The organism is Phyllobacterium sp. T2-21 (genome assembly GCF_055378485.1).
On the sequence record NZ_AP027912.1, the window covers coordinates 2,934,041 to 2,955,405 of the forward strand.

Genomic DNA, 21,365 nt, shown 5'->3' on the forward strand with positions numbered 1-21,365 from the left:
ACTTTCGGAGGATCGAGGAACGGCGCACGAATATATGAATAGCCGTATTCCGAATTACCATGATTTGGCCCAACTGCCTAGAAACGCTGAAGGTTTTTTCGCATCAAATTGTTTCCGAGACAAACCACAATAAGCTGACGCGCTAACAACAACAGTCCACAGCTTATTTTAAAACCCAAGTTGTACTTCGTCATCAACCCCATCAAGATCGCCTCAGTCTGATCAAGCGGGGGCAAGATCGAAAATGGTGCCTGTCTATTATGACTCTCTCATGAATCGCGCCGGTTTCTGGCGTCGTTTCGGCGCACTTTTGCTGGACGCCATCATTATATTGATCCCGTTGCAGATAATAGTGATCGTCCTCTTCGCACAAACGAACGGTGCTGTTCAGGGAACGTTTGGCTTCACCACCACAAGTTGTTATGAAGTATCAGCACTGCCGGAGGGCTTCAAACTTGATCCTCCACCGCCAGCAGATTTCAACTCGTTTGCCGATTGCCACCGTGGACTACTTGGCTTTGATATGTCCCGGTGGCTTCTTGCCAGCAAAAGCACAAAGGACGGCGCTGTAACGACGACAGAATTTCGTGCCTACGGGCTCGGCCCAGATGGAGTTCCGCGCTCCGGATTCCCTGCAGATGGTCCAGCAATATTAATCCTATTGGTGTACCTCGTTTTGATGGAATATTGGCACGGCGCTACCCTTGGAAAACGTGCTGTAAAAATTCGCGCTGTCGATAGCAATGAAATACCAAGAACTGGATTGCCCTTTCGCAAGGCACTGTTGCGCAATTTGGCGATGTGGATCGGGTCCATACCGGGCATTGTGATTGGGATAATCTTGATTGTTAGAAGCATGCGGCCAGAACCCGGCGTTTCGGATCTGGTACCATGGCTTGTAATTGGCAGCATAATCCAATTGGCGTGGGTACTGTGGATCATAATTTCAGCTTCGCAAAAAAATGACCCGATCTACGACCGACTGGTGGGAACGGCAGTGGTACGGATATAGCCATAGCCAGGAACCATCTAGCCCGCCGACACCGCCCGCGCCGCGTTCGCTTCGTGGCCGAGCTGCGGCTTGGCACCAGCAATCGCCGTGAGAATATCCTCGAATATATCGGCGCAGGCTTCCCAGCTGAATCCCTGCAGGGTGGCATCGGGATCGACGCGCCCCATGGCAAGTGCGCCCAGCGCAGCCTCCTGCAGGTCGATTGACAGAACGCCAGCGCCTGTCGCACCGATGACGTCCTTCGGGCCGGCCACCGGATAGGCCGCGACCGGAAGCCCGCAGGCAATCGCCTCCAGCAGCACCAGGCCGAACGTGTCGGTGCGGCTGGGAAAAACAAACACATCGGCACCCGCATAGTGGCGGGCGAGTTCCTCGCCCTCCTTCTTGCCGGCGAACACGGCGTCGGGGAATTTGCGCTTCAGCTCATCCATATCCGGCCCGTCGCCGACGACAAGTTTTGTTCCCGGCAGATCGAGCGCCAGAAAGGCTTCAAGATTCTTTTCCGGCGCAACGCGGCCGACGCAGAGAAAGACGGGATGCGCGAGGCCGAGATCGACGTCCGCCTGCGGGCGGAACAGATCGCGGTCGACACCGCGCGTCCACACGCGCAACGTGTCGAAGCCGCGCTCGGTCAATTCCTCGTAGATGGACTGCGTCGGGACAAGGCAGGTCTCGGCGGCATTGTGGAACCGGCGCAGAAAGCCGTAGGTCCAGGCCAGCGGAATGGGCAGACGCTCACGCAGATATTCGGGAAAGCGCGTATGAAAGCTCGTGGTGAAGCGCCACTTGTTTTTCAGGCAGGCACGCCGCGCCATGATGCCGAGCGGGCCTTCCGTGGCGATATGCACGAAGGCGGGCTGCAACGCCTCGATCCGGGCTTTCACCGCCGCAGGATAGGTCAGTGCCAGCCGGATTTCCGGATAGGTGGGACATGGCGCCGAGGGATAGTCCGCGGGCGAGATGATCGTCACCTCGACGCCCCGCGCCTCCATCTGCTCGCGCAATTGGGTCAGGGTGCGCACCACGCCATTGACCTGCGGATGCCAGGCATCGGAGACGATGACCAGCCGCTTCATCGGATCGATCTCTGCAGGAGAAGCCATTCAGGCCGCATTCGCCGCCTTGGGACGCTTGTCCTCGAGTTTGACGACAGGCGCAAAGCCAGCCTTCTCCCCGATCAGATGCGTCCAGGAGATGAGTTCCATCTTGCCGTCGTGATGCTCGACGATGGCTGTGCAGCTTTCAACCCAGTCGCCGGTGTTGATGTATTCGATGCCGTCGATTTCTTCGATGGTGGCGTGGTGGATATGGCCGCAGATGACGCCGTCGGCGCCGATGCGCCGGGCCTCGTCGGAGACGACGGTCTGGAAGGAACCGATGAAGTTGACGGCCTTCTTCACCCGGAATTTCGCCCAGGCGGAGAACGACCAGTAGCGCAGCCCGAGCATGCGCCGCACCTTGTTCATGATGGTGTTGATGGCCAGCGCCGCATCATAGGCCCAGTCGCCGAGATAGGCGATGTGGCGGGCATTGCGCACGACGACGTCGAACTGGTCGCCGTGGATCACGAGGAATTTGCGGCCGTCAGCGGTTTCATGCATCGTGCGGTCCATGACCTCGATGCCGCCGAAATGCGTGCCCTGGAAATCGCGCAGGAATTCATCGTGGTTGCCGGCGATGTAGAGGATGCGCGCGCCCTTGCGGCTCTTGCGCAGGAGTTTCTGCACGATGTCGTTGTGCTCCTGCGGCCAGTGCCAGCTGCGGCGCAGACGCCATCCATCGACGATATCGCCGACCAGATAGATCGTATCCGCATCGTGATACTTCAGAAAGTCCAGGAGGAAGGTCGCCTTGGCGCCTTTGGAACCAAGATGCACATCGGACAAAAAGAGCGTGCGAAACTTACGTGTCTCTGGCTCAACCATGAGGCTGATCTCCGTTCAGCGCCGGTACGCATCGGTACCTCTGGTCTGACAGAAACCTGATTCATGTCACAGTCTTATGACGCCGCTAAAAAGTCTATGGTTTCCTGCGATAAACACTTGTAACAAAATGGACTTCATTTATGGCTCTTCGTGTCATTTATGCATGCTAAAAAGATTGAATCGCAAATCCCAAGTTGCGACCAGCCAATTTCCGGAGGATATTATCCATGGCCAAGGACAATTCGCCCAACCAGTCCGACCTCGAAGAAAGCGCCCTGTTTTACCACCGCTTTCCTCAGCCGGGTAAACTGGAAATCCAGGCGACGAAGCCGCTTGGAAATCAGCGCGACCTTGCCCTTGCCTATTCCCCCGGTGTCGCCGCGCCCTGCCTGGCCATTCATGAAAACCCCGCCACAGCAGCCGATTATACCAGCCGCGCCAATCTTGTGGCGGTCATCTCCAACGGCACTGCCGTCCTTGGCCTTGGCAATATCGGCCCCCTCGCCTCCAAGCCGGTGATGGAAGGCAAGGCTGTTCTCTTCAAGAAATTTGCCGACATCGACGTCTTCGACATCGAGATCGACGCGCAGGAGATCAACAAGATCGTCGATGTCGTTGCCGCGCTCGAACCCACCTTTGGCGGCATCAACCTTGAGGACATCAAGGCGCCGGAATGCTTTGACGTGGAGGAAATCCTCCGTGCCAGGATGAACATTCCGGTGTTCCATGACGACCAGCACGGCACGGCGATCATCGTCGCCGCTGCCATCCTCAACGGCATGGAGCTGGCCGGCAAGGACTTGTCCACGGTCAAGATCGTCGCGTCCGGCGCCGGTGCGGCAGCGCTCGCCTGCCTCAACCTCCTGGTCAAGCTCGGCGCCAACCGCAAGAACATCTGGGTCTGCGATCTCGACGGCGTCGTCTATGACGGCCGCAACACGCTGATGGACCGCTGGAAATCCGTCTATGCCCAGAAAACCGATGCGCGCGTGCTGGCCGATGTTATCGGCGGTGCCGACGTGTTCCTCGGCCTGTCCGCCGCAGGTGTCCTGAAGCCGGAACTTTTGAAGCAGATGGCGCCGAACCCGCTGATCATGGCGCTGGCCAATCCCAATCCGGAAATCATGCCGGAGGAAGCACGTGCCGCACGCCCCGACGCCATGATCTGCACCGGACGCTCCGATTTCCCCAACCAGGTCAACAACGTCCTCTGCTTCCCCTATATTTTCCGCGGCGCGCTGGATTGCGGCGCACGGGCGATCAATGAGGAAATGAAGATGGCGGCGGTCAAGGCCATCGCGGCGCTTGCCCGCGAGGAGCCATCGGATGTGGCGGCCCGCGCCTATTCCGGCGAAACGCCGACCTTCGGCCCCAATTATCTCATTCCTTCGCCGTTCGATCCGCGCCTGATCCTGCGCATCGCCCCAGCTGTGGCAAAAGCTGCCATGGAAACCGGCGTTGCCGACCGCCCCATCGAGGATTTCGAGGTCTATCTCGACAAGCTGAACCGCTTTGTCTTCCGCTCCGGCCTGATCATGAAGCCGATCTTCACCGCAGCGCGGACCGCCGAGAAGAAGCGGGTGATCTATTCCGACGGCGAAGACGAGCGCGTCCTGCGCGCAGCACAGGTGGTGCTTGAGGAAGGCACGGCGATCCCGACGCTGATCGGCCGCCCGCAGGTCATCGAGACGCGTCTCAAGCGCTACGGCCTGAAGATCAAGCTCGGCACCGATTTCGACATCATCAACCCGGAAGACGATCCGCGCTACCGCGACTATGTCGACCTTTTGGTGAACCTTACCGGCCGGCGCGGCACCACGCCGGAGGTGGCACGCACCATGGTCCGCGCCAGCGGCACGGTGATTGCAGCGCTGGCCATCATGCGCGGCGAAGCCGATGCCATGATCTGCGGCCTGGAAGGCCGTTTCGAGCGTCATCTGCGCAATGTCGACCAGATCATCGGCAAGCTCGAGGGCATCCGCAATTTTTCCGCACTCAGCCTGCTGATTTCACAGCGCGGCGTGCTGTTCCTGACCGATACCTATGTCAGCATCGATCCGACAGCCGAAGAAATTGCGGAAAAGACGGTTCTGGCCGCCAACGAAATCCGCCGCTTCGGCATCGAGCCCAAGGCAGCCCTGCTTTCGCATTCCAACTTCGGTTCGCGCGATTCCGAAAGTGCGGCCAAGATGCGCGCCGCTTCGGAAATCCTGCGCTCCAAGGCACCGGATCTGGAACAGGATGGCGAAATGCATGGCGATTCCGCCCTGTCGGAAATCCTGCGTGAGCGTGTGCTGCCGCATTCCCGTTTGAGCGGCGAAGCCAACCTTCTGGTCTTCCCCAATCTCGACGCGGCCAACATCACGCTGAACGTCGTCAAGACGGTCACCGATGCGCTGCATGTCGGGCCCATTCTGCTCGGCGCCGCCAAGCCTGTGCATATTCTGACACCGTCGGTGACATCGCGCGGTATCGTCAACATGACGGCTCTGGCAGTGGTTGAGGCGTCACAGCGCCTGGAATAGCGCGCTGCCGTCTTATTGCTGCCGCACGTTCATGGATGGTTCAGGCGCAGTCAGCCAGGTAGGCTGCGCGTGATCTTGCAGGACTAGACCATATGAAACGGTTCATACACTTCGCGGCACTCGCCATGGGCACGCTGCTGTTGTCAACACAGCTGGCAGCGGCCCAGTCGGACGTTTGCAGCCGCATGGAACAGCGTCTGCGCGAACTCGACAATGATTTCGTCACGGATGAGTATGAGCTGAACCTGCGCCGCGACCGGGTGGAAGCTGCCATGGACGCCAACAATTGCTCGGCATCCTATGAGCCAGACCGCGAAGTCTTGCCGCGCGAAATCGAACCGCGCGACGGGGAGCCCCGCCGTCGCCCCTATGAAGTCCTCGGAGGCCAGCGGCCCGTTGAAAACGAGCCGCTGGAAAGCACCGCCCCCGTCTACGGCGGACAATATCAGACGCTCTGCGTGCGCACCTGCGACGGCTATTATTTCCCCATTTCCTACGCGACCGGCGCGGAGAATTTCCACCGCGACGAAGCGCAGTGCCAGGCGCAATGCCCGGGCGCGAAACTGTTTTATCATTCGACCAACGGTGAAACCGTCGATCAGATGATTTCCCTGCGCGGCCAGGCCTATACGGATATGCCCAACGCGTTCAAATTCAGGAAAGTCGGCGCCAATGGCACGCCGCAATGCTCCTGCCAGCGCACGGCGGGCAATTACACCACGCTTGGAAATCCCAAGGAAATAGCCCGGCAACCCGCGACGAAACCGGCGCCAGCACAAACACAACCAGCACTCAAACCGGCGGAACCGATCAAACCGGTCGAGCCTGTCAAGGCCGAACCACTGCCATCGGCAGAGCCGGCGAAAAACCCCGAACCGGTCAAGCCGGCGGCACCGGCCGAGGCCAAGGCCGAACCGGCTGCGCCTGTGGTAGAGCCGGAGAAAAAACCGTCATCGATTATTCAGCTGGGGACACCCGCCGTGCCGAAAGTCGAAGCGGAACAACCGAAACCGCTGTCGCCGGACAAGCCGATCGATCCCAACCGCAAGGTCAGGGTCGTCGGGCCAACGTTCCTTCCCGACCAAGAAGGGGCAGTAAATCTGCGAGCTCCGGACCAGACGCCAGCCCGGTAAGGGCAATGCGCAGGGGCATGAACAACGGCTTGCCCTTGCGGCCGCTCTGAACCTTCACCGCTTCCGTCCACTGCTTCCAGGTCTCGCGGCTCCACGGCTCCTGCGGCAACACGTCAAAAGCCGCCGCAACGAAATCACGGTCCTCTTCGGCAAGGACTTCGTCACTGACGGGACCGTCCTGAATAATCTTCCACCACAGCGCCGCATCGGCGACGCGTGTGAGATTGCCGCGCACGGCAAGCCAGAAGGCTTCGGCCTTCTCGCCGGTGATCCCCATGTCGCGCAGGCGATCTTCGGCCACGTCGAACGGCATGGCGTGGATCAGCGTGCGGTTCAGCGTATCGAGTTCCGCCGGATCGAATTTCGAGGATGATTTCGATGTTGCCTTCGGATCGAAGATTGCGGCGAGCGATGCCATGTCAGGCATGGCGACCACACTCTCCGACGTTCCCGTCAGCACGGCGAGGCTGACCACGGCCATCGGCTCATAGCCGTCGCGGCGCAGGCTGCCGACGGACAGGGCGCCGGTGCGCTTGGACAAGCCCTCGCCCGAAACAGTCGTCAGCAGATTGTGGTGGCCAAGTGCCGGCGCCTTCGCACCGAGCGCTTCGAAAATGGAAATCTGCACGCCGCTGTTGGTGACGTGATCGTCGCCGCGGATGATGTGCGTGATGCCCATGTCGATATCGTCGACCACGGAGGTCAGCGTGTAGAGATAGGTGCCGTCCTCGCGCACCAGCACCGGATCGGAAAGCGAAGCGAGATCGACGGTCTCTTCGCCGCGCACGATATCATCCCAGTGGACAATCGTGCGCGCGGGCGCGAACGGATCGTCCTTGAAGTTCGGCAGCAGGAAACGCCAGTGCGGGCGGTGACCCTCGGCTTCCAGCTTGGCGCGGTCCTCCGCCGTCAGTTTCAGCGCATCGCGGCCATAGACCGGCGGCAGACGGCGCGCGAGCCGCAGTTTACGCTTGCGTTCGAGCTCTTCCGGAGTCTCGTAGCAGGGATAAAGCACGCCGGCGGCTTTCAGCTTTTCAACGGCGGCATCGTAGAAGGCAAAGCGTTTCGACTGGTATTCGACCCGCACCGGCTTGATGCCAAGCCAATCAATATCAGCGGCGGTCGCTTCGGCATATTCGGTCTTCGAGCGCTCCACGTCGGTGTCATCGAAGCGCAGGATCAGTTGGCCATTGTGTTTCAGCGCGAACAGCCAGTTGAACAGGGCTGTGCGCGTGTTGCCGATGTGGATATAGCCGGTCGGAGATGGTGCAAAACGGACGGTGATGGTCATGCGTCGGGCATATCGGAACGACGCGTGAAGATCAATATGCGGACCATGAGGAGGTACGTTGCAAGACCGTCATGCGTCCTTCGACAAGCTCAGGATGAGGGAGACGGAAGGGTTGCAGGCAATTGACGAAAGTCACAAAACCTCCGCTCCCTGCAAATCTCCAGCCTCCCTCATGGTGAGCCTGTCGAACCACGCACAATGATCACGCCAGCATTCTAGCCGTCATTGAGAACAAGACCCTTGGTCAGTTCCAGCGCCTGCCGTTCGAACAGGCTGCGGTAGATGCCGCCGTTCAGGCGGATCAGAGCTTCGTGGTTGCCCTCTTCCGCGATCCGGCCATGGTCGAAGACCAGCAGCCGGTCGAGTGCCCGCACAGTCGACAGCCGGTGCGCGATCACCAGGGTCGTCCGGCCCAGCATCAGCCGTTCCATGGCCTGCTGGATCAGCACTTCCGATTCCGAATCGAGGCTCGACGTTGCCTCGTCCAGGATCAGAACCGGCGCATCCGCGAGGAAAGCCCGGGCAATGGCGACGCGCTGACGCTCGCCGCCGGACAGCTTCACACCGCGTTCACCCACCAGCGTGCCATAGCCCTTCGGCAAGGCCATGATGAAGTCATGCGCGCTGGCCTGCCGGGCCGCTTCCTCGACCTCGCTTTGCGTGGCTGTCGGCCGCGCATAGGCGATGTTCTCGGCCAGCGTCCGGTGGAACAGGATCGGCTCCTGCTGCACGATGGCAATCTGCTGGCGCAGCGATGCTTGGGTGACGGTGGAAATATCCTGACCGTCGATCAGGATGTGCCCCGCCTTCACGTCGTGCAGGCGCTGGATCAGCTTGACGAACGTCGTCTTGCCCGAGCCGGAATGGCCGACAAGGCCGACGCGCTCACCCGCCCGGATCGTCACCGAGAACCGGTCATAGAGCGGTGCCCGATGCGCCCCGTAATGGAACGTCACATTGTCGAACACGATCTTGCCATTGGTGATCTGGATCGGCTTGGCGCCGGGCCGGTCATCAATGCCGAGCGGCTGACTCTGGATGTCAACAAGCTCTTCCATATCGTTGATCGAACGCTGCAAATTGCGGATGTGCATGCCGACTTCCCGCAGGTAGCCCTGCAGGATGAAGAACGACGTCAGCACGAAGGTGATGTCACCCGCACTCGCCTGCCCCTTGGACCACAGCCACAGGGCAAAGCCGATGACCGATGCCCGCAGGATGAGCAGCAGCGAGCCCTGCGTCGTGCCGTTGCGGGTACCGCGGATCCACGTGCGCCGCGTCCGGTCCTGCCACTTGGCAAGAACTTTCAGCAGCCGTGCGTCCTCGCGCTTTTCCGCGCCGAAACCCTTCACCACCATGTTGCAGCTGACCGCATCGGCCAGCGAACCGCCGAGCTTGGTATCCCAGCGATTGGCAAGGCTCGCCATCGGCGCGACATAGCCGAGCGACATCGCCACCGTCACGCCGACGAACACGAGGGATCCCAGGCCGATGATGACGCCCATCATGGGCCAGTACCAGGCCATCAGCACGGTCGAGCCGGCAAGCATGACAACGGACGGAAACAAGGCCACCAGCAGCGTATCGTTCAGCAGGTCAAGCGCCCACATGCCGCGCGTGATCTTGCGCACCGTCGAGCCGGCAAAGCTGTTCGCATGCCAGTCCGTCGAGAAACGCTGGACACGGAAGAAGGCGCCGGAAGCAATCTCCGACATCATTTTCAGCGTCAGCTTGACGATCGTCATGAAGGTGACGTGCCGCAGGATGATGGCGCCGAGCGACAGGGCCATCAGGGTCCAGAACGCGGCCATCGCCGCATCCCAGGCGATGGCATCCGTTGCCGCGCCATTGACCACCGCGTCGACCAGCCGCCCCGAATAGAGCGGCGTCAGCACGTCGGCCAGTGTCGAGAGCAGCACTGCACCAAGAATGATGGCCAGACGCACCGGCTGCTTCTGCCAGTGAATCCAGGTGAATCCGAGAACGCTGCGGAAGGCTCCGCCGCGCAAGGCGTTACGTAAAAATGCCATGACGATCGTCCGGTGCCAAAACGCACCGGCCTCAAATATGAATTTCAGACGAGAATGCCGCGCAACAGAACGAGGGAATCAATGCGGCACAATTGGCTTGGCGACTTGCCTGAATACAGGAAAGGCCAATATCGGCGATGAGTGTTCTTGACCGGTGAAGTCAATTGAAAAGCCCTGGGGCTTTTCATCATCACATGTCAGGAACGGACGCCGCCCCGAGGGGACATTGAAACAGCTGCCATTCTAAACCTCCCGGGCTTGATTGCCGGAGAGATGGCTTATAGGTGAATCGCAATCACGCGCCAAGCGCCTATTTTTTGTGCAGCCGCTTTTCGAAATAAAGTGAGGCGCGATTGCAACACTAGACTTTAGTCGTAGTCAAAAACGACGGTTGCAGGGCGATCAGTGCGTGGTTCGACAAGCTCACCATGAGGGATGTGGAGGATTGCAGCGTGTTATATTCTGCAACCTTTGTGATTGGCATTGCAGCCAGATCACCTCCCTCATGGTGAGCTTGTCGAACCACGCACCCGGCACATGCAATCGGCCCTACCCCCGATCGCGGAACTTGTTGGTGATGGGATAACGCCGGTCGCGGCCGAAATTCTTCCGCGTCACCTTCACGCCCGGCGCCGACTGCCGGCGCTTGTATTCAGCGAGATAGAGCAGGTGTTCGATCCGCTCGACCGTCTTGCGCTCATGGCCGCGCTCGACGATCTCGTCCACGCCCATCTCGTTCTCGACGAGGCATTCGAGAATATCATCGAGCACCGGATAGGGCGGCAGCGAATCCTGATCCGTCTGGTTCTCCCGCAATTCGGCGGAAGGCGCCTTGCTGATGATGTTTTCCGGAATGACGATACCCGATGGACCGAGGCCGCCGGCGGGCACATTCCTGTTGCGCCATTCCGACATGGCGTAGACCTGCATCTTGTAGATGTCCTTGATCGGATTGTAGCCGCCGTTCATGTCGCCATAGAGCGTGGCATAGCCCACCGACATTTCCGACTTGTTGCCTGTGGTGACCACCATCGAGCCGAACTTGTTGGAGATTGCCATCAGGATCGTGCCACGGGCCCGGCTTTGCAGGTTTTCTTCGGTGATGCCCTCTTTCGTACCTTCGAACGTCGGCCCGAGCGCTTTCAGAAAGCCTTCCACCGGCTCGAAGATCGGCACGATGTCGTAGCGGCACCCCAGCGCCTTGGCGCAGTCTTCCGCATCCTTCAGCGAGTCCTTCGATGTATAGGTATACGGCATCATCACGGCGCGCAGCCGTTCCTCGCCCAGCGCGTCGACGGCCAGCGCCGCGCAGATCGCCGAGTCAATGCCGCCGGAAAGGCCGAGCACCACGTCCTTGAAGCCGTTCTTGTTGACGTAATCGCGCAGGCCCAGCATGCAGGCGCGATACTGCGCCTCCTCGCCTTCGGGGATTTTCGACATGGGGCCTTCCGAGCAGGACCATCCGCCCGCGCCGCGTCGCCACGTGGTGACGATCAGTTGTTCCTCGAACTGCGACATCTGGAACACGATGTTTTTGTCCGGATTGAACGCAAACGAGGCACCGTCAAAAATCAGATCGTCCTGACCGCCGAGCTGGTTGGCGAAAATCAGCGGCAAACCGGTCTCGATCACCTGGCGCAGCACCACCTGATGGCGCACATCCACCTTGCCGTTGTAATAGGGCGAGCCATTGGGCACGCAGAGTATCTCCGCGCCGCTCTCGGCCAGCGTTTCACACACGCCGAGGTCGCCCCAGATATCCTCGCAGATCGGAATGCCGATGCGGATGCCGCGGAAATTCACCGGCCCCGGCATCGGCCCCTGCTGGAACACCCGCTTCTCGTCGAACTCGCCATAGTTGGGCAGGTCGACCTTGAAGCGTTCCGCAATCACCTTGCCGCCATCCAGCACCATGACCGAATTGTGCAGGCCGCTGTCGCGCCGCAGCGGCGTGCCGATAATCACCCCCGGTCCGCCATCCGATGTGTCGGCCGCAAATTCTATCGCCGCCTTTTCGCAGGCTTCGATGAAGGCTGTCTTCAGCACCAGATCTTCCGGCGGATAGCCTGAGATAAACAGCTCCGTGAACAGGATGAGATCGGCGCCCTGCCGCGCGGCGTCGGCCCGTGCTTCACGCGCTTTTGCCAGATTGCCCTTGATGTCACCCAGGACAGGATTGAGCTGGGCGATGGCGATACGGAGGATGTCGGGATTTTTGCTCATATTGAACATATATCATTTCGCTGGAGATTAAACAATGCGACTCACACGCGGTTTCAGGAAAAAAATACGTGCCAGAGCGTATAGAACCAGACGATGGCGACGAGAACAACCGAGATCAGCACGGCCAGAGATCCGCAATCCTTGGCGATCTGGATATCGCGCTGGAAATCCCGCGACACGGCATTGCACGCAGCTTCAATGCCGGTGTTCAGCACCTCGATCATGATCAGGATAAGCACCGAGCCGGTCAGAACCAGGAAAACCAGCACGGATGGCGCGATCGCCGCCGCGACGGGAATCGACAGGATGAAAAGGATGAGTTCCTGCTGAACCGCCTTTTCATGCACCGCCAGGTGCCTGAGCGCGCGCATGGAATTGACGAATGCCAGTATTAGCCGCTGCATGGTTTGCTCCCGTCCGTCCGTAACGGCAGCTATAAAGCCAGATCGGGCGGCGTCAATCCTTCACGCGTTCCCGGCCCCTCAGTCGCCTGCCACGACGATACCGCCGCCGCTCGCCACATATTTCGGCAGATCGTCGCCGATTTCGTAATAGTCGCCCTTGTCGCCGACGAAAATATGCACTTCGCCCTTGAGACTGGTCGGCTTGTCGAACGATCCGGCCATCACCGAGATGTAGTCGAGATCATGGTGTTTCCAGAACATCACCGATCCGCAATTGCGGCAGAAGCCGCGCGCCGCATATTCGCTGGCGGCATACCATTTGATGTTTTCCTCACCGGTGATGGTGATGGCATCCTTCTGGACATTCGTCGCCGCATAGAAATGGCCGGATTGCTTGCGGCACTGCGAGCAATGGCAATAGACGATCCCGCGCAGCTTGCCATGCGCCTTGAAGCGGATGCCTCCGCACAGACACGATCCACTATGCAATTCCGACATCAGGACAGCCTCCCGCTCAACACAGAAAAAGATCAGGGTCCGGACCCTAGGCCCGGCGCCGGGCGGTGCCTTGCGCAATCACGCCTTCGGCGCCCGCACCAGCGACACGCGCAGAAGCGCGGCGCCAATCACCGCCGACAGGAGCGATCCGAGCAGCACGCCCAGCTTTGTTTCATCCTGCAGCAGGGGCGAATTCGCGTAGGCGAGAAGGCCAATGAACAGGCTCATGGTGAAGCCGATGCCGCACAGCATCGAAACCCCATAGATCTGGAACCAGCTTGCTCCCGCCGGGCGTTCCGCCAGCCGCAACTTTATCGCCAGCAGCGCAAAGGCAAACACGCCAATCTGCTTGCCGACGAACAGGCCGGCCGCCACGCCAAGAGGGACGGGATCGGCAAGGTTGGACAGCGAGACACCACTGAAGGACACACCCGCATTGGCAAAACCGAAGATCGGCACGATGGCAAAGCCGACCCAGGGCTGGATGGCGTGCTCCAGCTTGAGCAGCGGCGATTCGGTTGCCCCCTGCCCGTCCTTGGCCCCGCGCATCGGAATGGTCAGCGCCAAAAGGACACCGGCCACCGTGGCATGCACGCCCGATTTGAGCACAAGAATCCACAGAATGACGCCGAGGACGAGATAGGCCCAGAGCCGCACCATGCCGAGACGGTTCATGGCCATCAGGATGACGAAAACACCGGCGGCACCGGCAACGGCGGGAATATTCAGCCCGTCCGAATAGAACAGCGCGATGATGAGGACCGCGCCCAGATCGTCGATAATGGCAAGCGCCGTCAGGAAAACCTTCAGGGACAAAGGCACGCGCGAACCAAGCAAGGACAAAACACCGAGCGAGAAGGCGATATCCGTTGCCGATGGAATGGCCCAGCCCCGCGCCGTTTCGGTGCCGGCATTGAAGGCAAGGAAGATGGCCGCCGGAACGACCATGCCGCCGACGGCGGCGAAGCCCGGCAATGCGCGCCGCGACCAGCTGGACAACTGGCCGCTGATCATTTCACGTTTGATTTCCAGCCCGACCAGCAGGAAGAAGATCGCCATCAGCGCATCATTCACCCAGTGAAGAATACTCAGGCCGCCGACATAGGTCTTCAGAAGGCCGAAATAACCGTCACTGAGCGGTGAATTGGCAATGATCAGCGCCAGCGCGGCCACCACCATCAGGATGATGCCACCGGAGGCTTCGCTCTCGATGAAGGAACGGAAAGACGCTGTCAGGCGGATTCGGCGCGAGGGTTTTATTGTCATGGAACCTTGATAGAATCCAAAGACATAAATTTCCAGCCAAAACGGCCCGGCGTTCTGACAGATGCGTGATCAGGTCAGGGTTGTTACCCCGATCGCCCAAAACAAAGGGCGGCCTTGAAAGGGCCGCCCTTGCCGTTCATGCCTGTTGTTCAGACGGATCAGCCGTTGACGGCGATCTTCTGCGGATGCGCGTTGCGCTCCTTCTTGAGAAGTTCTGCAACGAGGAACGCCAGCTCCAGCGCCTGGTCGGCGTTGAGGCGCGGATCGCAATGGGTGTGGTAGCGGTCCGACAGATCTTCCGCCGAAATCGCCCGTGCACCGCCCGTGCATTCCGTCACGTTCTTGCCGGTCATTTCGATGTGGATGCCACCGGGATAGGTGCCTTCCGCATGATGAACGGCAAAGAAGCCTTCGACTTCCTTCAGGATACGGTCGAAGGGCCGTGTCTTGTAGCCATTGGCCGTGATCGTGTTGCCATGCATCGGGTCACAGGACCAGACCACATCGCGGCCTTCCTTCTGCACGGCGCGGATCAGCTTGGGCAGATGGTCGCCCACCTTGTCATGGCCGAAACGGGCAATGAGGGTCAGGCGGCCGGGTTCGTTTTCCGGGTTGAGCAGGTCGATCAGACTGATCAGACCATCGGGCTCCAGCGAAGGACCGCACTTGAGGCCAAGCGGGTTCTTGATGCCACGGCAGTATTCCACATGGGCATGGTCCGGCTGGCGGGTACGGTCGCCGATCCAGATCATGTGGCCTGACGTGCCATACCAGTCACCGGAGGTGGAATCCACGCGGGTCAAAGCTTCCTCATAGCCAAGCAGCAAGGCCTCGTGGCTGGTGTAGAAATCCGTCTCGCGCAGCGTGTGGTTGGTTTCCGACGTGATGCCGACGGCGCGCATGAAATCCATCGTATCGGAAATCGTGCGGGCCAGGGATTCGTAACGTTCGCCCTGCGGGCTGTCCGAAACGAAGCCAAGCATCCACTGGTGCACGTTCTCGAGGTTGGCATAGCCGCCCTGGGCGAAAGCGCGCAGAAGGTTCAGCGTTGCGGCGGACTGGCGATAGACCATTTCCTGGCGGTTCGGATCGGGGATGCGGGCAGCCTCGGTGAACTCCATGCCATTGATGATGTCACCGCGGTAGACCGGCAGCTCGATACCATCCTTGGTTTCCGTATCGGCAGAGCGCGGCTTGGCGAACTGACCGGCAATGCGGCCGATTTTCACGACCGGCTGCGATGCGCCGAAGGTCAGGACAACCGCCATCTGCAGGAACACGCGGAAAAAGTCGCGGATATTGTCCGCGCCGTGCTCGGCAAAGCTCTCGGCACAATCGCCGCCCTGCAACAGAAAACCCTGCCCTTTGGACACGGCTGCGAGCTGGCGCTTCAGCTTTCGCGCCTCACCTGCAAAAACCAGCGGCGGATAGGTACGAAGACGGCCCTCGACATCGCTCACAGCCTGAGCGTCCGGATAAAAAGGCGCCTGCTTGATTGGCTTGCCTCTCCAGGAAGTCGGTGTCCAGTTCTTCGTCATTATTGCACCTGTTTTCTATTGTCCGCACTGGGTAGCGGTGGTTTGCGTTTTCCGGTTGCTCCGGAAGGCGCTCATATAGTGGAAATATCCCTATTATACCAGTCCCGTTAAGGTTTGTGGCGGAAACACGAAATCGAGATTGTCGCAGGCGGCATTTTGATTTACGTTAACGTTAAAGTCAAAGTTGGAGCGGCCGATGCGCGACATTGCTTTTCAAGCCTCCGATGGCTTTCCCCTGCATGGCACCATGTTTGACGGAAAAGGCACCGGGCCGGCGGTCCTGATCTCCTCCGCGGCTGCCGTTCCCAACACATTCTACCGGCACTTTGCCCGTCAGCTGCTCGATTGCGGCGCCTCCACGGTGCTCACCTACGATTATCGCGGCGTCGCGAAATCCGGAACGCCGAAGGGATGGACCACGCGCCTCGGCATGAAAGACTGGGGCGTGCTAGATTTTCCCGCGGCAGTCGACGTTCTCAAGCGCGCGGCCGGTGACAGGCCGCTGGTGGGCATCGGCCATTCCTATGGCGGCCTGGCGCTTGGCCTCAGCAACCGGTCTTCCGATTTTGCCCGCTATACATCGCTTGCCTCGCTCTCCGGCTATTACCGCTATACGGCCGAACCGTTTTCCGTCTTTGCCAAGATGAACTTCCTCGCCCTGCCCCTGGCGCTCTCGCTCGGACGCGTGCCCAAATGGAGCGGTATCGGCGAGGAACTGCCCGGCAGTGTCTTCCAGGACTGGGCACGCTGGTGCCGCAATCCCAATTTCCTTTTCGGGGACGCCAAAACACCGGAGTCGAAGCATTTTCAATCGGTGCGCACGCCCCTCCTTGCCGTCGGATTGACCGATGATCCCTGGGGGACGCCGAAGGCAATCGATCACCTTTTGACCCACTACGGCAATGCGCCGACAAACCAGCTGTGGCTATCCCCGCAGCAATCGACCGGCGGCGCAATCGGCCACCTCGGCTTCTTCCGCAAACACCATACGGCCACGCTGTGGCCGCCGGTCATCGACTGGCTGCTGCACGGGAAAGTGCCGCTGGGAGCAACGCGCCGCGCCGAACAACGCGTTGCCTGAAGGAATCAGTTGATATCTCAGGCGTAGGGCGTGCCCGCCATCGCGGCTTTCAGGCCGAGGGTTCCCTGGTCGACAAGCCCGAGGAAGACGGCTGTCGCTTCCCGCGCGTCCTGTTTCAGCCGAAAGGAGCGGTGCGCCTGGACGAAAGCCGTGGTCCATGTCGCCAGAAGCAGCCCGGCGGCCAGATCGGCATCGGGATCGGCCGGTTCCCGCCCCGCGCTCTCGGACAGGGCCAGACTGATGGTCTGCGCAAGCTCGTCACGAATCGCCCTCGCCCGGGCTTTCAGGGTTTCACTGCCCTCGATCGTCGCCATGAAGGCCTGGCTCCTGACCGAAAACCTGAGATAGGGAACGTCCTCCGCAGCCAGCCGGTGTGCCAGCAGGCGCAATGTCTCGACCGGAGTGACGCCGGGCTCGCGCCGCCGCAACGCGTCGCGCAGCATCTCGCGCCCCTCTTCCTCGCGATCGAAGAACATGTCCTCCTTGCGGGGAAAATGATTGAACACCGTCATCCGCCCCACATCGGCGGCCGATGCAATCTCGTCCACCGTCACATGATCGAAGCCACGCTGCATGAAAAGCCGGGTGGCGGCGATGGAGATGCTTTGCCGGGTGGCAAGGCGCTTACGGGATCGGCGGTCGGATGGCACTGTCATGTCTCCGCTGATAGCACGATTTATATACTGAGTACAATTTTGTATTGACACGCAGTGCCGGATAATCCCATATAAGTGTACTGAGTACATATTAGGATCAAGTATATGAGAAATGACATTGATATCGTGGTCGTGGGAGCCGGCCCCGTCGGGCTCCTCACCGCCATTGAACTGACTTTGGGCGGTGCGCGCGTTCTCGTGCTGGAGCGCCTCGCCGCGCCGAGCCTGGAAATGAAGGCCGGTGGGCTCGGACCATTGGGGCTTGAGGCATTGCAGCGGCGCGGCATGACGGCTGCCATCGCCGCCGCTGAGACGAGCAGTTTCGCGGCGATGGCGCAGTTCGGCCAGGACCCGCGGGCCAAAGGATCGAAATACAGCGGCCATTTCGCCGGCCTCTCGCTGATCCGGAAGGATGCGCAGAAAGAGCCGGAACGGCGCGCCCGCCCCGTGGACCAGCAGGCCCTCGAAGCCATGCTGGCCGACCGCGCATGTGCGCTTGGGATCGAGGTCCGCCGCGGCTGCGATGTCACCCGCTTCATCTCGCAGACCAACGGCGTTGACGTGGAATGGACATCTCCGGCAGGCACGGATCGTGTTCGCTGCGCCTATCTCGTCGGTTGCGACGGGGGACGCAGTTCGATCCGCAAGATGGCCGGTTTCGATTTCCCCGGCACGCCACCCTCGTCCACCTTCTACCAGGCCGTTGCCGAAATCGATCATCCCGACCGCCTGGCACCGATGGGTTGGCGGCGCACATCGGGCGGCATCTTCTCCTACGGGCCGTTCCCCGGCCGGCTGGTGATGATCGAATTCACCGGTACGCCGCAGGACCGGCAGGCGCCGGTCACACAGGAGGAGATCGAAGCGGTTCTGCGCCGCGTCAGCGGCGCCGATGTCCGCGTCAAGGCGCTCGAAAGCGGCAGCCGGTGGACTGACAACACGCGGCTTGCCGACACCTACCGCCAAGGCCGGGTGCTGCTGGCCGGCGATGCGGCGCATATCCACACCCCGTTCGGCGGTCAGGGCCTCGGTCTCGGGCTCGTGGATGCCGCAAATCTCGGCTGGAAGCTCGCCGCCGTCATTCGCGGCGAGATGCCCGAAAGCCTGCTCGATACCTATACGGACGAGCGGCGACCCGTTGCCGAAGCCGTTCTGGCCAACACGCTTGCTCAGATGGCCATCATGCGGCCCGATCCGCAGGCGGGCGCGATGCGCGACATCATCGTCAACCTCATGCAGTTCGATGACGTCAACCGCTTCATTGGCGAGATGATGAGCGGCCTCTCCATCCGCTACGATCTCGGCTCGGAACGGGACGAGGTTGGCCGTCTGACGGGTGACCGGCCGGTCAGCCCCGGCGATGCCGGGACCTCGCTCTACGATCTGATGCAGGATGGCATGGGCGTTCTTCTCGATGCCTCCGCCGGAGGGAAGGCTTCCAGCTTCGTTGCCGCCCGCACAGAAAGGGTGCGGTGCATCGCCATCGATGCAGGACCTTCCCTGCTGATCCGTCCGGATGCCTGCATTGCCTGGGCGGGTGACGACGACAGCACGGACGGTTTGGAGCAGGCACTCCGGCGCTGGTTCGCGCCATCACAAGCGTGATCCCGTCCGGGTCGAGCCCTTACAGCAGCAAAGGCTCGATATCAGTCGATGCGCGCGCCGTCGACGATCCGGTATGTCGGCCTGTACATCGTCACCAGTTCCTCGGCGGCAGTCGGATGCACCGCCATCGTCCTGTCGAAATCTTCCTTGGTGCATCCGGCCTTCATGGGAATGGCCAGGAGCTGTGCCATTTCGCCCGCATCGGGCCCAAGAATGTGCGCGCCGACAACTTTCCGGCTGTCTGCATCGACAATCAGCTTCATCAGCATCTTTTCCGTGCTGCCGGACAGCGTATTGCGCATCGGGCGGAACACCGCCCGGTACACCTCGACCGCTTTGAATGCGCGCGCCGCATCCTGCTCGGTCAGGCCGACAGTACCGATCTCCGGCTGCGAAAACACCGCCGTTGCAATCAGCGCGTGGTCCGGCTTCGTCGGATTGTTCTTGAAGGCGGTCTCAAGGAAGCACATGGCCTCGTGAATGGCGACAGGCGTCAATTGCACCCGGTTGGTGACATCGCCGACCGCCCAGATGTTTTCCCTGCTCGTGCGGGAATAGCCATCCACCTTGATCGCACCCGTCTCATCCACGGCAACACCGGCCGCTTCGAGACCGAGCGATGTCGTGTTCGGTACGCGGCCGATGGCCAGCATCACCTGATCGGCAACAATCGCATCACCGCCGGACAGATGCACCCGTTTGCGTCCATCATCCTGGCGTTCGACCCTGGTGATGATTTCCGTGCAACGGATATGAATGCCCTTTTCCGCCATGGCCGCATGCAGCATGTGGCGCAAATCCTGATCGAAGCGCGACAATATCTCCTTGCCGCGATAGACAAGCGTGGTGTCGACGCCAAGGCCATGGAAAATGTTCGCGAATTCCACCGCGATATAGCCGCCGCCTTCGATGACAATGGCTTTCGGCAGCGTATCCAGATGAAACGCTTCATTCGAGCTGATGCAGAATTCATTGCCCGGCAGCGAGGGGTGCGGGCTTGGGTGACCGCCGACGGCGATCAGAATCTGGTCAGCGGTCACCCGCTTGCCGGTCTTGAGGATTTCGATCGTATGATCGTCGATCAGCAGGGCGCGGCTTTCGAAAATCTCCACGTCGGAGTTTTCCAGCCCCTTGCGATAAAGCCCTTCGAGACGGGCGATCTCGCGGTCCTTGTTGGCGATCAGCGTCGGCCAGTCAAAGGTGCTCTTGCCAACGGTCCAGCCATAGCCCGCCGCCGCATCGAAATGTTCCTGGAATTGCGAGGCATAGACGAAGAGCTTTTTGGGCACGCAGCCGCGAATGACGCATGTGCCGCCCATGCGGTATTCCTCCGCCAGCCCGACCCGCTTGCCCATGGCACCCGCCAGGCGTCCCGCGCGCACGCCGCCGGACCCGCCGCCGATGACAAAGAGGTCATAGTCATAGGTCGCCATTTGCACTCACTCCGAATCTGTTCCGCTGCTGATCACCTTATATGGGTTTATAGCGCCGCTTTAAAAGAACAAAGCCCGGCTTGGACACCGGGCTTTGCAAACAGTCAGGAAGCGGAAAGGATCAGGGCTTCGGCTTGGCAGGCGCTGCCGGCTTGGCCGGGGCCTTTGCCGGGGCTTTGGCAGGCGCTTCCGGCGCAGCCGGTGCTTCAGGCGCGGGTGCCGGCGTTACCGGTGCTGTCGCCGCAGCGGCCGCAACGACCTTTTCGGCCACAGCCTGCGCGAGATCGCGGGCAATACCGGCGCGCCAGATGCTGGCGGCCTTCAACACTTCGCGCATTGCGATTGGGTCTTCCGACAGGAATTTCTTGCCGGCAGGAGAATTGTAAAAGCCGGTGATGGCGTTCAGCTCTTCTTCCGAAAACGACACGGCATAAGCACGGGCAGCTTCGTTTTCGAGATCAGCGCGACGCGCCGCCAGGGCCAATGCCTGCTCGTCCACGGTGGAACTGATGATGGACTCAAGATTGGGATCTTTATCGATCAGCTGAACTTTCAAGTTCTGTGCCGCATCTGGCAAAATCCCGTCAAACATATCCGTCTTCTTCATCGCTGCAATTGCAGCGCGTGCGGCAGCAAGATGTGATGCGGTGATTTCCTGCGCCTGCGCGGTACAAAGACTGCCCAGCATGATCGCGATAGACAGAGGTGCAATCAAACGGCGAAAGCCAGTTGCTCGGTTCATGGA

The 21,365-nt window shown here is 60.5% G+C and carries 17 protein-coding genes; 5 read left to right on the top strand and 12 right to left on the bottom strand.

The features are described 5' to 3' along the window. Positions 1-271: 271 nt before the first annotated feature. A complete protein-coding gene (locus tag ACZ5FP_RS14745) occupies positions 272-1,012 on the top strand; it encodes an RDD family protein (RefSeq protein ID WP_464661016.1) in 741 nt (246 codons plus the stop codon). A 17-nt stretch (positions 1,013-1,029) separates the two neighbouring features. Here the strand turns inward: ACZ5FP_RS14745 and ACZ5FP_RS14750 are convergent, their stop codons facing one another. Together ACZ5FP_RS14750 and ACZ5FP_RS14755 are read right to left on the bottom strand one after the other, a co-directional pair. Beyond that, positions 1,030-2,088, bottom strand: a complete 1,059-nt coding sequence (locus ACZ5FP_RS14750) for a glycosyltransferase family 4 protein (protein ID WP_464663285.1) — start codon at positions 2,086-2,088, stop codon at positions 1,030-1,032. Positions 2,089-2,115: 27 nt separating this feature from the next. Beyond that, the gene (locus ACZ5FP_RS14755; protein WP_223612928.1) at positions 2,116-2,937 is read right to left on the bottom strand and encodes a UDP-2,3-diacylglucosamine diphosphatase; all 822 of its coding nucleotides are present in this window, start codon (positions 2,935-2,937) and stop codon (positions 2,116-2,118) included. Positions 2,938-3,164: 227 nt separating this feature from the next. Between ACZ5FP_RS14755 and ACZ5FP_RS14760 the strand changes: the two genes are divergently transcribed. Further along, complete coding sequence (locus ACZ5FP_RS14760; protein WP_464661018.1) at positions 3,165-5,462, top strand: NADP-dependent malic enzyme; 2,298 nt, start codon at positions 3,165-3,167, stop codon at positions 5,460-5,462. A 92-nt stretch (positions 5,463-5,554) separates the two neighbouring features. Further along, complete coding sequence (locus ACZ5FP_RS14765) at positions 5,555-6,595, top strand: DUF2865 domain-containing protein (protein WP_464661020.1); 1,041 nt, start codon at positions 5,555-5,557, stop codon at positions 6,593-6,595. On the opposite strand, the gene gltX is transcribed toward ACZ5FP_RS14765, so the two are convergent. The 7 genes from gltX to ACZ5FP_RS14800 form a co-directional block, all read right to left on the bottom strand. Beyond that, positions 6,513-7,886, bottom strand: coding sequence for a glutamate--tRNA ligase (gltX, locus tag ACZ5FP_RS14770; RefSeq protein WP_464661022.1), 1,374 nt, complete (start codon positions 7,884-7,886; stop codon positions 6,513-6,515). The two genes, ACZ5FP_RS14765 and gltX, sit on opposite strands and share 83 nt — an antisense overlap. A gap of 215 nt (positions 7,887-8,101) precedes the next feature. Further along, positions 8,102-9,916, bottom strand: a complete 1,815-nt coding sequence (locus tag ACZ5FP_RS14775; RefSeq protein WP_464661023.1) for an ABC transporter ATP-binding protein — start codon at positions 9,914-9,916, stop codon at positions 8,102-8,104. Positions 9,917-10,465: 549 nt separating this feature from the next. Next, positions 10,466-12,139 carry an NAD+ synthase gene (locus ACZ5FP_RS14780; RefSeq protein ID WP_464661025.1) on the bottom strand — a complete coding sequence of 558 codons (1,674 nt, stop codon included), beginning with the start codon at positions 12,137-12,139 and terminating at the stop codon, positions 10,466-10,468. A gap of 53 nt (positions 12,140-12,192) precedes the next feature. Further along, the gene (locus ACZ5FP_RS14785) at positions 12,193-12,543 is read right to left on the bottom strand and encodes a diacylglycerol kinase (protein ID WP_223612923.1); all 351 of its coding nucleotides are present in this window, start codon (positions 12,541-12,543) and stop codon (positions 12,193-12,195) included. Positions 12,544-12,621: 78 nt separating this feature from the next. Then, positions 12,622-13,041 (bottom strand): GFA family protein, encoded by a 420-nt coding sequence (locus ACZ5FP_RS14790; protein ID WP_223612922.1) that lies wholly within the window; start codon positions 13,039-13,041, stop codon positions 12,622-12,624. 78 nt (positions 13,042-13,119) lie between these two features. After that, positions 13,120-14,307, bottom strand: coding sequence for a Na+/H+ antiporter NhaA (gene nhaA / locus ACZ5FP_RS14795; RefSeq protein WP_464661028.1), 1,188 nt, complete (start codon positions 14,305-14,307; stop codon positions 13,120-13,122). Between the two features lie 158 nt (positions 14,308-14,465). Then, positions 14,466-15,845 (bottom strand): class II 3-deoxy-7-phosphoheptulonate synthase, encoded by a 1,380-nt coding sequence (locus ACZ5FP_RS14800; protein ID WP_464661030.1) that lies wholly within the window; start codon positions 15,843-15,845, stop codon positions 14,466-14,468. A gap of 196 nt (positions 15,846-16,041) precedes the next feature. On the opposite strand from ACZ5FP_RS14800, the gene ACZ5FP_RS14805 reads away from it, so the two are divergent. After that, positions 16,042-16,926: an alpha/beta hydrolase family protein gene (locus tag ACZ5FP_RS14805; RefSeq protein WP_464661032.1), complete on the top strand. Its 885-nt coding sequence runs from the start codon at positions 16,042-16,044 to the stop codon at positions 16,924-16,926. Between the two features lie 17 nt (positions 16,927-16,943). On the opposite strand, the gene ACZ5FP_RS14810 is transcribed toward ACZ5FP_RS14805, so the two are convergent. Beyond that, a complete protein-coding gene (locus ACZ5FP_RS14810) occupies positions 16,944-17,582 on the bottom strand; it encodes a TetR/AcrR family transcriptional regulator (protein ID WP_464661034.1) in 639 nt (212 codons plus the stop codon). A 105-nt stretch (positions 17,583-17,687) separates the two neighbouring features. On the opposite strand from ACZ5FP_RS14810, the gene ACZ5FP_RS14815 reads away from it, so the two are divergent. Further along, the gene (locus ACZ5FP_RS14815; RefSeq protein WP_464661036.1) at positions 17,688-19,187 is read left to right on the top strand and encodes an FAD-dependent monooxygenase; all 1,500 of its coding nucleotides are present in this window, start codon (positions 17,688-17,690) and stop codon (positions 19,185-19,187) included. A gap of 41 nt (positions 19,188-19,228) precedes the next feature. Here ACZ5FP_RS14815 and gor read toward each other — a convergent pair whose 3' ends face one another. Both gor and ACZ5FP_RS14825 read right to left on the bottom strand, forming a co-directional pair. Then, the gene (gor, locus tag ACZ5FP_RS14820) at positions 19,229-20,620 is read right to left on the bottom strand and encodes a glutathione-disulfide reductase (protein WP_464661038.1); all 1,392 of its coding nucleotides are present in this window, start codon (positions 20,618-20,620) and stop codon (positions 19,229-19,231) included. 121 nt (positions 20,621-20,741) lie between these two features. After that, a complete protein-coding gene (locus ACZ5FP_RS14825) occupies positions 20,742-21,362 on the bottom strand; it encodes a DUF2059 domain-containing protein (protein ID WP_403176289.1) in 621 nt (206 codons plus the stop codon). Between the last annotated feature and the right edge of the window lie 3 nt (positions 21,363-21,365).

Bases quoted from the DNA above. Each gene is read 5' to 3' on its own strand.
- ACZ5FP_RS14745 (WP_464661016.1), top strand. From the start codon at position 272: ATGAATCGCGCCGGTTTCTGGCGTCGTTTCGGCGCACTTTTGCTGGAC.
- ACZ5FP_RS14750 (WP_464663285.1), bottom strand. From the start codon at position 2,088: ATGAAGCGGCTGGTCATCGTCTCCGATGCCTGGCATCCGCAGGTCAAT.
- ACZ5FP_RS14755 (WP_223612928.1), bottom strand. From the start codon at position 2,937: ATGGTTGAGCCAGAGACACGTAAGTTTCGCACGCTCTTTTTGTCCGAT.
- ACZ5FP_RS14760 (WP_464661018.1), top strand. From the start codon at position 3,165: ATGGCCAAGGACAATTCGCCCAACCAGTCCGACCTCGAAGAAAGCGCC.
- ACZ5FP_RS14765 (WP_464661020.1), top strand. From the start codon at position 5,555: ATGAAACGGTTCATACACTTCGCGGCACTCGCCATGGGCACGCTGCTG.
- gltX (WP_464661022.1), bottom strand. From the start codon at position 7,886: ATGACCATCACCGTCCGTTTTGCACCATCTCCGACCGGCTATATCCAC.
- ACZ5FP_RS14775 (WP_464661023.1), bottom strand. From the start codon at position 9,916: ATGGCATTTTTACGTAACGCCTTGCGCGGCGGAGCCTTCCGCAGCGTT.
- ACZ5FP_RS14780 (WP_464661025.1), bottom strand. From the start codon at position 12,139: ATGAGCAAAAATCCCGACATCCTCCGTATCGCCATCGCCCAGCTCAAT.
- ACZ5FP_RS14785 (WP_223612923.1), bottom strand. From the start codon at position 12,543: ATGCAGCGGCTAATACTGGCATTCGTCAATTCCATGCGCGCGCTCAGG.
- ACZ5FP_RS14790 (WP_223612922.1), bottom strand. From the start codon at position 13,041: ATGTCGGAATTGCATAGTGGATCGTGTCTGTGCGGAGGCATCCGCTTC.
- nhaA (WP_464661028.1), bottom strand. From the start codon at position 14,307: ATGACAATAAAACCCTCGCGCCGAATCCGCCTGACAGCGTCTTTCCGT.
- ACZ5FP_RS14800 (WP_464661030.1), bottom strand. From the start codon at position 15,845: ATGACGAAGAACTGGACACCGACTTCCTGGAGAGGCAAGCCAATCAAG.
- ACZ5FP_RS14805 (WP_464661032.1), top strand. From the start codon at position 16,042: ATGCGCGACATTGCTTTTCAAGCCTCCGATGGCTTTCCCCTGCATGGC.
- ACZ5FP_RS14810 (WP_464661034.1), bottom strand. From the start codon at position 17,582: ATGACAGTGCCATCCGACCGCCGATCCCGTAAGCGCCTTGCCACCCGG.
- ACZ5FP_RS14815 (WP_464661036.1), top strand. From the start codon at position 17,688: ATGAGAAATGACATTGATATCGTGGTCGTGGGAGCCGGCCCCGTCGGG.
- gor (WP_464661038.1), bottom strand. From the start codon at position 20,620: ATGGCGACCTATGACTATGACCTCTTTGTCATCGGCGGCGGGTCCGGC.
- ACZ5FP_RS14825 (WP_403176289.1), bottom strand. From the start codon at position 21,362: ATGAACCGAGCAACTGGCTTTCGCCGTTTGATTGCACCTCTGTCTATC.